This window comes from Caballeronia sordidicola (assembly GCF_000729995.1).
In the GTDB taxonomy this organism is placed as follows: domain Bacteria; phylum Pseudomonadota; class Gammaproteobacteria; order Burkholderiales; family Burkholderiaceae; genus Caballeronia; species Caballeronia sordidicola_A.
On sequence record NZ_JNFG01000003.1, the window covers coordinates 1 to 12,465 of the forward strand.

12 protein-coding genes are annotated in these 12,465 nt (G+C 60.8%); 8 read left to right on the forward strand and 4 right to left on the reverse strand.

Features of this window, described 5'->3' with window-relative positions:
* Nucleotides 1-500: 500 nt before the first annotated feature.
* The 4 genes from FH08_RS0102080 (at nucleotide 501) to FH08_RS0102095 (ending at nucleotide 4,597) form a co-directional block, all read left to right on the forward strand.
* Nucleotides 501-1,301, forward strand: a complete 801-nt coding sequence (locus FH08_RS0102080; protein ID WP_051887691.1) for an ABC transporter substrate-binding protein — start codon at nucleotides 501-503, stop codon at nucleotides 1,299-1,301.
* A gap of 124 nt (nucleotides 1,302-1,425) precedes the next feature.
* On the forward strand, nucleotides 1,426-2,937 hold the full coding sequence (locus FH08_RS0102085) for an amino acid ABC transporter permease/ATP-binding protein (RefSeq protein WP_031356720.1): 1,512 nt from the start codon (nucleotides 1,426-1,428) through the stop codon (nucleotides 2,935-2,937).
* 25 nt (nucleotides 2,938-2,962) lie between these two features.
* Entirely contained in the window at nucleotides 2,963-3,667 is a 705-nt protein-coding gene (locus tag FH08_RS0102090) for a GntR family transcriptional regulator (protein ID WP_326928913.1), read from the forward strand.
* Between the two features lie 75 nt (nucleotides 3,668-3,742).
* Nucleotides 3,743-4,597 (forward strand): urea carboxylase-associated family protein, encoded by an 855-nt coding sequence (locus FH08_RS0102095; RefSeq protein WP_031356722.1) that lies wholly within the window; start codon nucleotides 3,743-3,745, stop codon nucleotides 4,595-4,597.
* A gap of 95 nt (nucleotides 4,598-4,692) precedes the next feature.
* Here the strand turns inward: FH08_RS0102095 and FH08_RS52900 are convergent, their stop codons facing one another.
* Entirely contained in the window at nucleotides 4,693-4,797 is a 105-nt protein-coding gene (locus FH08_RS52900) for a potassium ABC transporter ATPase (RefSeq protein ID WP_200878702.1), read from the reverse strand.
* A gap of 141 nt (nucleotides 4,798-4,938) precedes the next feature.
* Nucleotides 4,939-5,829, reverse strand: coding sequence for a DUF4148 domain-containing protein (locus tag FH08_RS0102105; protein WP_160172429.1), 891 nt, complete (start codon nucleotides 5,827-5,829; stop codon nucleotides 4,939-4,941).
* A 360-nt stretch (nucleotides 5,830-6,189) separates the two neighbouring features.
* Here FH08_RS0102105 and FH08_RS0102110 point away from each other — a divergent pair, with 360 nt between their 5' ends.
* The gene (locus FH08_RS0102110; protein ID WP_031356724.1) at nucleotides 6,190-7,905 is read left to right on the forward strand and encodes a VRR-NUC domain-containing protein; all 1,716 of its coding nucleotides are present in this window, start codon (nucleotides 6,190-6,192) and stop codon (nucleotides 7,903-7,905) included.
* A 183-nt stretch (nucleotides 7,906-8,088) separates the two neighbouring features.
* Nucleotides 8,089-8,712: an ABC transporter ATP-binding protein gene (locus FH08_RS0102115; protein ID WP_031356725.1), complete on the forward strand. Its 624-nt coding sequence runs from the start codon at nucleotides 8,089-8,091 to the stop codon at nucleotides 8,710-8,712.
* A 50-nt stretch (nucleotides 8,713-8,762) separates the two neighbouring features.
* Here the strand turns inward: FH08_RS0102115 and FH08_RS0102120 are convergent, their stop codons facing one another.
* Both FH08_RS0102120 and FH08_RS0102125 read right to left on the reverse strand, forming a co-directional pair.
* Entirely contained in the window at nucleotides 8,763-9,554 is a 792-nt protein-coding gene (locus FH08_RS0102120; RefSeq protein ID WP_235210264.1) for a DUF2182 domain-containing protein, read from the reverse strand.
* Nucleotides 9,555-9,588: 34 nt separating this feature from the next.
* Nucleotides 9,589-10,359 (reverse strand): DUF899 domain-containing protein, encoded by a 771-nt coding sequence (locus tag FH08_RS0102125; protein ID WP_031356727.1) that lies wholly within the window; start codon nucleotides 10,357-10,359, stop codon nucleotides 9,589-9,591.
* A 103-nt stretch (nucleotides 10,360-10,462) separates the two neighbouring features.
* On the opposite strand from FH08_RS0102125, the gene FH08_RS0102130 reads away from it, so the two are divergent.
* A complete protein-coding gene (locus tag FH08_RS0102130) occupies nucleotides 10,463-11,677 on the forward strand; it encodes a hypothetical protein (RefSeq protein ID WP_031356728.1) in 1,215 nt (404 codons plus the stop codon).
* Between the two features lie 16 nt (nucleotides 11,678-11,693).
* Nucleotides 11,694-12,383, forward strand: a complete 690-nt coding sequence (locus FH08_RS0102135; RefSeq protein WP_031356729.1) for a glutaminyl-peptide cyclotransferase — start codon at nucleotides 11,694-11,696, stop codon at nucleotides 12,381-12,383.
* The last annotated feature ends 82 nt before the right edge of the window (nucleotides 12,384-12,465 follow it).

Consider the following 12,465-nt stretch of genomic DNA (forward strand, 5'->3'; position numbering starts at 1 on the left):
CGCGTACGGTCTCCGAGAAAGCCGGAAATGGCCTTTTCGTGACCCGCCCCTCCCCACCCGAGTATTTCCGCCAAGACAGTAGCGGACCAAATCCGCCCGATTACTGGGCCCGTCACGACGGGAATAACGGGCCACTTCCGCCGTCGCGCAAATTTCCTGACCAAACCCTTTCATACTCGGCCATGGCCGTCCGCTGCCTGTTATCCGGCGCGTCCTCATTAAAAGCTCCAAACCACTATTCGTCGCAACTAACACGATCCACAGTGGCGTTGAACGCACGATTTTCTGCTTTCACCGGCACTTCGCGGGCGATCAAAGATGCCTCCATCCGACGTTTCATAAAGTCTTGACATCCCTATTTTGTTGAACAATATTATTAACATTGTTCAACAATTTGGATCGCCAAGAGTGATCCTTTCTTCAGAAAGGGAACGTCCATGCACGCCTATCGTCCGTCCTTCTCGCCGCGTCGCGCCCTGCTTTCCGGGCTCACAGGTCTGATGCTGCTCGTCCTGCAGGGTGCGGCCAACGCCGCCACGCAGGCACCGCCCACCATCGCCTCGGGCACGCTTACCATTGGTTCCGACCTGACCTACCCGCCGTACGCATTCATGGACGGCGACACACCCGCCGGACTCGATCCTGATTTCATGACCTCGCTCGCGTCGCACTTGCAACTCAAGCCGCAGTTCGTCGACACGCGGTTCGCCAACCTGATCCTGGGGATCAACGCGAAGCGCATCGACATCATTGCGTCCGCGCTCTATGTCACGCCCGAACGCGCCAAACAGATCGATTTCGTGCCTTACTTCAAGACCGGCGGCTCGCTCCTTGCGCTGACCGGCAGCGGTTTCGTGCCCGCGACGCCCGAAGCCCTGTGCGGCAAACGCGTCAGTTCGATCAAGGGCGCCTCGTGGATTCCCAAGCTGGCGAAAGTCAGTCAGGACACCTGTGCAACGAAGGGCCTCCCGCCTATCGATGTACGCGAGTTCGAGACCTCGCCGCAAGCCTCGCAGGCGCTGTTGGCCCACGCTGTCGATGCGCAGTTCGAGGACTCGGCCGTGGCAAAGATGGCCGTCGACAAGATGAGTGGGCGCCTTGCCATCACATCGACTACGCCGCTGTTCCCGGTGGTGGTCGGCCTGGGTGTGGCCAAGAACGACCCGGCGCTGCTTGCTGCGGTGAAAGGCGCGCTCGACACGATGAAGCATGACGGCGAGTACGCCACGCTGCTCAAGCGCTACAACGTCGCCGAACCGACCGGCGCGGAAATCGCACAAGCACTCGGCGCGGCGAATTGAGCGTCATTTAACTGAGCGTCATTTAACTGAGCGTCATATCACTTGGCGTCATACACCAGTCCCACACCAGTCACGGACAACGCGGCGCGTTTGAACGGCCGCGTTGCCCTGCGGAGAAAGATGAATGATTTTTGACTGGCACTACGCCCTGTCGCTACTCGCCGACAAGGCATTCTGGAGCGCATCCTGGCGCGTGGTCGAACTCAGCATGGCGACGTGGGTGATTGGCATCGTGGCCGGGTTCCTGCTGGCGCTCGGCAAGCAGTCTCGCATCGCACCATTGCGTGTGGCGTGCTCGGCTTACATCTGGCTGTTTCGCAGCTTACCGTTGCTGGTGCTGCTGATCTTCGTGTACAACCTCCCGCAAGTGTTCCCGGCATCGAGCATGGTGCTCGCCGACCCGTTCTGGGCGGGCTTGATTGCGCTGTCGATCAGTGAAGCCGCTTATATAGCGGAGATTCATCGGGGCGGGTTGCTTTCCATCGGCCGAGGCCAGTTCGAGGCCGGTCGCGCGCTGGGATTGCGGACCCTCGGGCTGCAGCGGCTGGTGGTGGTGCCGCAGGCGTTTCGCGTGGCCTTGCCGTCGCTCGTCAACGAATACATCACGATAGTGAAGCTCACCTCGCTCGTGTCCGTGATCTCGCTCGCCGAAATATTGCTGGTGGGTGAGCGGCTCTACACGCAGAACTTCAAGGTCCTGGAGACGATGCTCGCAGTGTCGTTCTACTACGTGTTGATCGTGACCGTGGTCGGGTACGCGCTGAAACTGCTTGAACTGCGCCTGGACGTTGTGCGCAGGGAGCCCGCGGCGTTCAGTCCTGCTGAGCCGGCGGCGCCCATCAACACACCAACGGCGCAGGTCGGAAAGACCGGTCGCGTAGCGCTTGAGGCGCTCGGCTTGCGCAAGCGCTATGGCGTGCACGAAGTGCTGAAAGGCGTCAACCTCAAGGTGCAGGCGGGTGAAGTCATCTCGGTGATCGGGCCGTCGGGGTCAGGAAAGACTTCGCTGATCCGTACACTCAATGGTCTTGAGGCACTCGACGAGGGCGAGATCGTGCTTCACGGCAAGCTGTTCCAATGGGGTGCAAGCCGAGCACGACGAGCGGTGTCGCATCGCGAGCACATGCGTGGCATTGTCGATATCGGCATGGTGTTCCAGAGCTTTAATCTCTTCCCGCATCGCAGCGTGCTCGACAACGTGACGCTGGCGCCACGCTATCACGCTCGTGGCTCAAAGGCTGCGCTGCGCGCGCTCGGCATGGAGATGCTTTCAAAGGTCGGATTGGCCGCGCATGCGCACAAGTATCCGCACCAGCTATCCGGCGGCCAGCAACAGCGGGTGGCGATTGCGCGGGCGCTGGCCATGAAACCATCGATCGTCCTCTTCGACGAACCGACCTCCGCGCTCGACCCCGAACTGGTGGCGGAGGTCCTGAAAGTCATCGAGCAGCTTGCGCGCGAAGGGATGACAATGGTGATCGTCACGCACGAGATCAATTTCGCATTCCGGATCTCGGATCGGATAATCTTCCTGGAGAATGGCTCGATCGTGGCGGATGCCGCGCCTCACGTCATGACTGCGTTCGACAAGGATTCCCGCGTTGCGCACTTTCTCAAAGACCTCCAGATCGCATGACCGATCAGTTTCATCGACCGATTCCGTGACCGTTTCCCTGACCGATTTCAACCGCGCCGTGACCAAGAACAAGACCGTGACCGAGCACATCGAAGAAGAGTCCGTGACCGAGCGCATCGTCACGCAGATCCGCGACAAGATCATCTGCGGCGACCTGTCTCCCGGCACTCCGCTCACCGAAGCCGATCTGACGAAGGCGTACGACGTCTCGCGCAATACGCTTCGCGAGGCGCTGCGGCAGATTTGCCGTGAAGGATTGACCGTGCATTACCGGCATCGAGGCGTGGTGGTGCGCACGCTCACACGCACCGACGTGCGCGATATCTTCCGGGTCCGCCGGACCCTGGAACTGCAGGCGCTTGCGCTGCCGGGAAAGACCGACCCGCCCGACCCTGAGGTGCTGCGCGCCATGGCCGATGCCTGCGATGCCGCTGCGCAAGCCGTCTCGCAAGAAGACTGGCGAAGCGTGGGCACGCATAGCTTGCGGTTTCATCAGCACATTGTGGAGATGATCGGCAGCGCGCTGCTCGACCAGTTCTTCCGCACGATTCTCGCGCAGTTGCGCTTGCTGTTCTCCGCTGCACCCGACGAACGGCGCTTCCAGTTGCCGTGGATCGAGCGTGACCGGGAACTCTACGACCTGATCGTGGCCGGGGAACTCAAGCGGGCGAGCAAGAAACTTTCCGACTACCTGGACCGCTCCGAAGAAGCGTTGATCGACCTTCTCTGAACCGCTTCTTTCCAGGGTCCTTTTCGCGAGCGAGGCCTGGCGCCCCGCATCGATTCATTCAGGAGAATCAGAACCATGTTGAACTACCCTGCCGCTTATCAGGTAACCCAGGGTTCCGCACTCGAAGTAGACCGGGACTTTTATACGCGCGTTGCCACCGCGCAGGAAACGCGCACGCTGGTGGACTCGGCGGTAGTGCCAATCCGCTCCGGCTATGCGTGGAAGGTACCGGCCGGACACGTGTTCCGGATCGTAACCATTGAAGGCCCGCAGGTCGCGGATCTCAACATCTGGAACCTGCACAATCCGCGTGAGCGCTTCTGGGCATCACGCACGCGCCAGTTGCAACAGGCGCATGTGAGCACATTCGACCGGCTGTGGTCGACCCTGCCGTATCTCCGGCCGCTCGTGACGATCACCGACGACAGCCTGGCCGGCTACGGAGTCGACGAACATGGCGGCCGCGTTCACGACCTGCTGGGCACACGCTGCGATCCGTACGTGAACCGGATGCTGACCGGCGAAGATTTCGATTTCCATTGCCATTCGAACCTGACGCGCGCGATCGCACCGTACGGTCTCACCGAATTCGATGTGCACGATGTACTGAACGTGTTCCAGTGCACCGGGCTCAATCTGAACGACCAGTATTTCATGAAGGCGTGCCCGGCGAAGAAAGGTGACTACCTGGAGTTCTTCGCGGAGATCGACCTGTTGTGCGCGCTGTCGACTTGCCCGGGCGGCGATTTGTCCTTGCCGATGTGGGGCCCGGACGCGCGCGATCCGCTCGAAGTATGCCGGCCGCTGGGTGTGGAGGTATATCGGCTTGCGCCCCAGATGCTCGATGGATGGAGTTCGCCGGAGGTACCGCCTTACCGCGGTCTGCATGGAATGCGGCTCGATACATCGGGACGTGGCGGCTGTTGCTGAGAGCCGTGTTCCGGATGTCCTCTGCTTAAATGGTGATGACGCCATCGGGCGGGCCGCTCGATGGCGCCGGTCATCTGCGAATGCCACAACCCATACTATTCACGATGATGCGAAGTACGGCGCAGCTTGTCGCAGCCAATTGCCATCGCGAATGAGACCGCCCAGAAGGCGATGATTGCACCAATGAAAAGCAGGTCCACGATTTGTCTCCTGACGGATTGATAGGTCTTTGTCTTTAAGACTAGGCAAGGACCAGTCAACGAGGTGCTAAGAGATCGACGGGACTTATCAAAAAGGGGTAAAGGCCGCGTGAACTGATTGCGGATGGCAGCACGGTTCGGTTACTCGCTGTCAAATTGCGTCGTGGTACTGCTCGGCACGCCGCCCGGTCCGGCAGGATTGGGGTTGCCAAAACGCGGAAGCGACCCGTCCGCACGAGCGCGAGCCAGCTCCGCGCGCACCTGGGCACGCGTCTTTGGAGCTTGATCGGATTGCATTGGAAGCGGCTTTGGCGCTACAGGCTGTACTGCTGGCAGCACTTCCTTGACCCGCGGCTTCGCGAGAACTAACGCTACCCGTGGTGCCGTGCTGGCTGCGGTTGGCGCTCCCTCTGGCGAACCTGGATTTTTCCTTCCGGCTCCCAAGGCCGGGCTTGCTGCTTCGGCATCTACAGCGCCATTCGATAGAGTTTTGATCTGTGGCGTATCCCCGATCAAGGACTCAAGAGACGTGCCCATCGCATGCTCGCGCACCCGGGATTTGCCCTTATGTGAACGTTCGGCTCTCGCAGGCAAACGCGTTGCAGGCCGACTCGACTTTGCCGTATTGCGCGAGTTGTCAGGCGGCGTAACAGGCGGCACTGAGTCAGCTTTTTCCTCACGCGCCTGCAACTCTTTCTGGAACGGGAGCGCGCGGCTATCGTCCATGTGAAGCGTTTGAACCGCCCCCGAGAGAACCTTCGCGGAAGCAAGATCGTTACGCTTCAAGTTTTCTCGAATCACCCGAAGAATATGGAAGATATCGTCGGAATGGCTGCTCGCTGAAGACAGATTTGATATCTGGGATTCAACTGAGCCATCCTCCGGATCGCCGGAAATGGAAGCGCCATCGCGTTGCGAGCCTGATTGCGCCTGCGGCAGTTTGTCTTCGCCTGACCGCATTACAGATGCGCCGATCACCAGGGCACCGAGAAGGAGGCTCGCGAGGAGTATCCTCTTAGGATTGCTCAACATAAGTGTCTGTCCCGTAGCTTGGAAATGCACATCCGACACCCGGATAACATCGGCTTCACCGACCTTCACTCGCATGGATGCAGCGCAAAAAGGAACGCGCATGCGCTGCGGTCTTGCCAACTATAACTTACGCGCTCAAATGGAAGATTGGATGCGCCAAACCCTAGCCGCTATCCGCCAAAGTTAGAATTTCTGAAGGGCTCCAAACGGTGCCGTTCCCCGGATTGTTTGTTAGGACGATTGGAATTCTCCTTCCGTTTTATCGACAGCCGTCGTTTGCACTCGTCAATCCTGCCGGAACGACAAACGGTGGCAGGCAATTCGGCGGTATGATAATAACTGTACATTCATACAGCTATCATGAACGACCTTACATTCGCGGGTCAGGCTGAATCCCAACAGCGCTTCTACTATCTCCACAATTTCGAGTTCGCTCTCCAATGGCTCGCCGATCGATACGACGACCTGTGGATCGACGACGAACGTGCTTTCCTGATAGCGTTCCCTACCCTTCCCCTGGCGTCCCGCGCACTGCTGGTGCGAATGCTGATGCGCACCGGGCCACTGTTCCGGGTAAGCGCGTTGGGCTATGACGAGATAGGCAGCCCTACAGAAGCCGTCAGTCCTCTCAACGCGTTGGGATGGGTCGATCCCGACCCGGCACTGACAATCGACGAAATATTTCGCCTGCATACCGTGCGCGAACTGGCGAATATCTTTCCTGATGCATTCGGAACGACGAAACTGCGCAAGTCCGAATTGCTCGAGACGCTTCGCAGCCGGCTTCAGACAGCGTGCACCTATTTGCACTGGTGGCCCGGATCGAATGATCAGGTGGTACGCGTGAACGTGGCATCACTGTGCGATCGCTTGAGACTCATGTTCTTCGGTAATTTTCGTCAAACCTGGTCCGAGTTTGTTGTGAGTGACCTGGGGATTATCCGGTATCAGCACGTCCCAATTCAGCCGTCCTCCCGCGCGTTTCAAAGCCGTAAGGATATCGAATCATTCCTGACGATTCATGCCTGTCGGGAATATCTGGAGACGTGCGATGCAATCGATTCTACCGAGCATGCGGCCTCTCTCGAGGCAATGATCCAAGTGATAGAAGCGCTCCCCTGCGGGCAGGGCTGGATCGACGCGCGGCAACAAAAGCTTCTGTTTCGTATCGGCCAGCACTTCGAACGGCGGCGGAACTGGAATGCTGCGCTGGCGTGTTATGGCAACTGCCGTTTTCCCGGCTCCCGGCACCGACGCATGCGAGTCCTGGAACTATTCGGGCGCCACCAGGAGGCGCACGATTTGGCGCTCCAGGCGCAAGCCGACCCCGAAAGCGAAGAGGAAGCGCAACGAGCAGGACGGATGTTGCCCCGGCTCCGCCGTGAGTTGGGACTCTCGGTGAAGGTGATGCGCAGGCCGGACCCGGTCAAGCGCATCGATCTCATCCTGCCACGGCCGGCCGAGCCCACCCCGGTCGAGATGATCGTGTGCAACGCGTTGAGCGAACCCGGTACAACGGTGCATTACGTTGAGAACGCGCTGATCAATTCCTTGTTCGGATTGCTCTGCTGGGATGCGATTTTCGCGCCGCTGCCTGGCGCGTTTTTTCACCCGTTCCAGCGCGGTCCGGCGGACCTGCATTCCCCCGGCTTCTACGCAACACGGCGAGAGGAATTTACACGATGCCTGGAGCGGCTCGACAATGGCGGCTATGTGAACGCCATTCGACAAACATTCCAGACGAAGGCCGGGGTGGCATCGCCCTTCGTGCACTGGCGCCTTCTCACAAACGAGGTTCTTGAAGCGGCGCTCCGTTGCATTCCGGCCGCGCATCTTAAGAAGTGGTTCGTTCGGCTCGCTCAGGACGTTCGCTTGAACCGTACAGGCTTTCCCGACCTGATTCGTTTTTGGCCCGCAGAAGGCCGATACGAAATGATTGAGGTTAAAGGCCCTGGCGATCGACTGCAGGACAACCAGATCCGGTGGCTGGCCTATTGCGTCGAGCACGGCATGCCGGTGCGCGTCGTCCACGTTCAATGGTCGCAGGAATCTTTCGAGTTAATAACGCAGTCTTGACGTGGTCGATGACGCACGCGTGTGATTCACAGGCGCGCTGGCTTGTCCGTCCAAGCGCGCCTGCCTGCGCTGCTACACTTGCCGCAATATTAATTGCCGCGCAATGCTCGCCGCCCGGCACGATGCCGATCGGTATCCGCCATAAACCCGCGTCCATTCTTCTTCTGACAAAGTCTGCAACCCATGCTTCGATTCGAGAACCTCTGTAAACGATACGACGAGCGCGTCATCTTCCAGGGATTGCGTTATAGCGCCGGCACTGGATGCGTGGCACTGAACGATGAAAGCGGCAGCGGCAAGTCCACGTTGCTCGGTATTATCGCGGGCGAGATTGAACCTGATCACGGCGAGGTATGGATAGACGGGCATTCCCTGCGTAGCGCCCCGCTCGCGGCAAAGTCCCTGCTCACATACGTGCCGGACGACTGCATGCCGTACTCGCTGCAGACCGGTCGCGAGTATCTGGAGCGGGTGGCAGCGAACAGGAAAACAGACGTCGACAGCCGCACGCTCGACTTGGCGGACCGCTTTGGCTTAACGCCACATTTGGAGAAGCGTTTCGAGCAGATGTCGTTTGGCACGCGCAAGAAAATCTTCCTCACGGCGGCGGCGTTGGGCGATGTGAAGCTTGTTATCGCGGATGAACCAGGAGCCGGCCTCGATGCGCCCGCGCGCGCTGTTCTGATTGATTTGTTCAGGACCCTGGGTGAAGACCGAACGGTTTTCTTTTCGAGCTATGACGTGGATTTTTCCCAGGCTTGTAGCGCGAAAGTGATCAGTTTTGCTGAGCTTGGCGTAGGGGTGTAAGCGAGTGCTGAGAGCGTGAGCCATCGCGCTCGAACGTACACCGGGATGCTTCATCCAAGCCCCATTGCTCGAACGAGCATGGCCAACCCGGCCACAACGACGACGGCTCCGATAGCTCTCGCCACGCGCTCACCTTCCGGTGCGAGACGTTCGACGGTAATGACTGCCGTCACGGCAGCCATCGCGCGCAGATCCATCACGCCGATCACGAGAAGGACCGCCGTCAGGCCGGCACAGCAGGTGCTGCAGTGAAGCCCGAGGCGCAAGCCATGTCGCCAGGCCGTGCCGGCGTCTGCCTGCAACGCCTGCAACATACAGCCGTGCCTCGACGTGACCCGGCAGCAGGCAAGGTGATGTGCCTTCCACGCAGTGAACTGAAGCGCACCAGCGATCACGACGACCACGCCGGACGCGATCGGAACAGTGCGCGCGAGTGCAGGCACCTGCATTTGGAGCGACGCCAGCGCGCTGCCCAGCGCAAAGGTGGCCATTCCAAATACGGCCCATACGGAGAAGTATCCGATGCCCACCAGCGCAGTCATCCAGCCCGGTCCTGTCCTGTCAAAGGCCTGACGGTAGCGCCAGAGCATGGGAGCGAGGGATGGCAGCATCATCGCCACCATCATCGCGACCCACATGCCGATGAACGACGCCGCAGCATTGGGCCACGTCTGTCCGCACATTCGCATCCATGCCATCGACATCGTCCAGCCGCCGGGCATCGGCATCTCGCCCATCGCCGACATGGACGCGCACCAGACGATCGTCACCGTCGCGCTGGCGGCGAAGAGCACCGCAGAGACGCCGAAGAAGATCCGCTGGGAAACGCGTTCGGAAACCATGCTTTGTGGCATCTCCTGCCTCCCGCGATTTCGCTCAGCGCTTGCCGTACTCGTCGTGGCGCTTCCACCAGACACCTGTCTCGTTGCGCCCCTTGGGCGCGCGATCAAGCCACTGGTACATGCCCCATAGGCCATCCACACCACGCGAATAGGAGGAATAGGTGTGATAGACCACGCCGTCCTCAAGCACAAAGGCACTGACGCCCGGTCGCTCGCGTGCATACGTAGCCGTGTCGGTGCCGGACATGGTCGCGAACGTAGTGACCCCGTCGGGGGTCGTACGCGAGGGTATGTCGACCACAGGCGCCTCGCGAACGTAGTTGTATTCGACCGTCCCCTCGCGCTGTTGCTGCTCCGTGAGCGAGATGTTGAAGTCGAAGTTAAAGTCGCTGCCGAACGAAGACGCCCAGGGAAACGTCCACCCCATCCGACGCTGGTACGCCTGCAACTTCGCGAGCGGCGCCCGCGACACCGCCATAAGCGTGACGTCATGGTTCGCAAGGTGCACAACAACGCCGTCGAACCCATCCGCGATCGACGAGCACGACGGGCACCCCGCGGTGTAGTCGGGCCCGAACATGAAGTGATACACGAGGAGTTGCGAACGCCCCTGGAAGAGGTCTGCCAGTGAGACGCTCCCTTCATTGGTCTCGAACCGGTAGTCCTTGTCGACGCGGACCCACGGAAGTGCCTGACGTTGCCGCGCCAGCTCGTCGCCGCGCCGCGTGAGTTCCTTCTCCGCACCCAGCAGCTTGAGCCGCGCTGCCAGCCATTCTTCACGTGTCCCGGTTACGTGTGTCGTCATCGTTCTTGCCTCCGTTGGGTGGTCTTCGTCGTTCGTTAGGTGATAGATTAGTACCGTGCATCGAACGATGGGAGTGACAAGTGTGGCGGGATTCAGATAGACCATGGACCCACTAGTTGCGGCCGCGGCGCGTGCGCTTGCCACCGGTGACCCGCTCGGCGCGCTGAACCGGATCGCCTTGCGCGACGATGCGCCCGCGCTCGCGCTTCGAGGCATCGCGATGGCGCAACTCGGCGATCTTGTTCGAGCGAAGGCCCTCATGCGAAGTGCGGCGCGCGCGTTCGGTCCGAAGGAAGCCGTGGCCCGCGCAAGGTGTGTCGTCGCCGAGGCCGAGATCGCGCTCGCCTCGAGAGACCTGGGCTGGCCCGTGAAGACGCTCGACGCAGCGCAGGCGACGCTCGAAGCACACGGCGATCGCGTGAACGCCGCCCATGCGAGGTATCTCGCGGTCCGGCGCCTGCTCCTGATCGGCCAACTCGATGAGGCCGAACAGACGCTCGCCAGGCTGGACCCCACGCCCTTCCCGCCCGCGTTGAGGGTGGCGCACGAACTGGTCGTGGCGGGCATCGCCATGCGGCGCCTCCAGGCGAAGACGGCGCGCGCTGCGCTTGCGCGGGCCGAACACGCCGCGCAGCATGCGGGTATTCCTGCGCTCACCGCAGAGGTCGAAAGCGCATCCCTCATACTGAATACGCCCGCCGCGCGCGTGATTTCGGGTGGTGAGGAACGGCTCATGCTGCTCGATGATGTCGAGGCGTTACTGGCATCGAAGGCGCTCGTGGTGGACGCGTGCCGCCAGATCGTGCGCGACACAGGCAACGTGGTCTTGTTGGCGAGGCGTCCGGTATTGTTCGCGCTCGCACGCGCGCTGGGCGAAGCCTGGCCCGAAGACGTGCCCAGGGACACGCTCGTCGCGCGGGCATTCCGGGCGAAACACGCCGATGAATCGCATCGCGCACGCTTGCGGGTTGAAGTCGGACGGCTTCGTGCGGTGCTCGGGACGCTGGCCGGCGTAAGCGCGACGAAGCGAGGGTTTGTACTGGTGCCACGTGCCGCACGCGAGGTCGTCGTGCTGGCACGGCCCGTTGAAGACAAACATGCGGCAGTGCTGGTCTTCCTCGCCGACGGCGAGTCGTGGACGAGCTCGGCTCTCGCGCTTGTGCTTGGAGCCAGCCAGCGCACCGTGCAACGTTCACTCGACGTGCTTGCGGCAGAAGGCCGGGTGCAGTCGTTTGGGCGTGGGCGGGCACGTCGCTGGGTGACCCCGCCGGTTCCGGGATTCGCGACAAGCTTGTTACTCCCCGCACCACTTAACTAATGATTAGGATGCCACTATGAAACGAGCAGAGGCAGAAATCATCCGCGAATATGGGCCCTTTCCGGGTATCGATAGCGTGCATGGCGTCACGTATGACGGTCAGCATGTCTGGTTTGGATCCGGGGACAAACTGAACGCCTTCGATCCGGCGAGCGCCAACCCGGCGCTACGCTCGCTTGATGTCCCCGCCGACGCGGGAACGGCCTTCGACGGCCAGCACCTGTTTCAAATCGACGGCGATCGTATCCAGAAGATCGATCCGAAAACCGGTCAGGTGCTCGCCACGATCCCCGCGCCCGATGGCGGTGGCAACTCAGGGCTCGCGTGGGCCGAAGGCTCGCTTTGGGTGGGGCAGTATCGGAGCCGGAAGATTCATCAGGTCGATCCTGAAACGGGGGCGATTCTTCGCGCCATAGAATCCAATCGCTTCGTCACCGGTGTGACATGGGTCGATGGAGATCTCTGGCACGGCACTTGGGAAGATGACGCGAGCGAGCTGAGACATATCGATTCGCAAACGGGTGAGGTCCTGGAAAGCCTCGAGATGCCGACTGGAGTCTACGTGTCGGGGCTCGAATCCGATGGCGGCGAGCAACTCTTCTGCGGCGGCGGAACCAGCGGCAAGGTAAGAGCGGTTCGCCGCCCCCGCCGAGACTCGGCGGCCGGCAGCGATGCCGGCGTTCCTATCGAATCTACTAGCGAGTAGTTCAAACGGTGGGCGCGTTTCGAAGTCGGACTCTGGTGCTGACCGCGCACTCGTCCGTTCTTGAAAGATCGCCTTACGGATT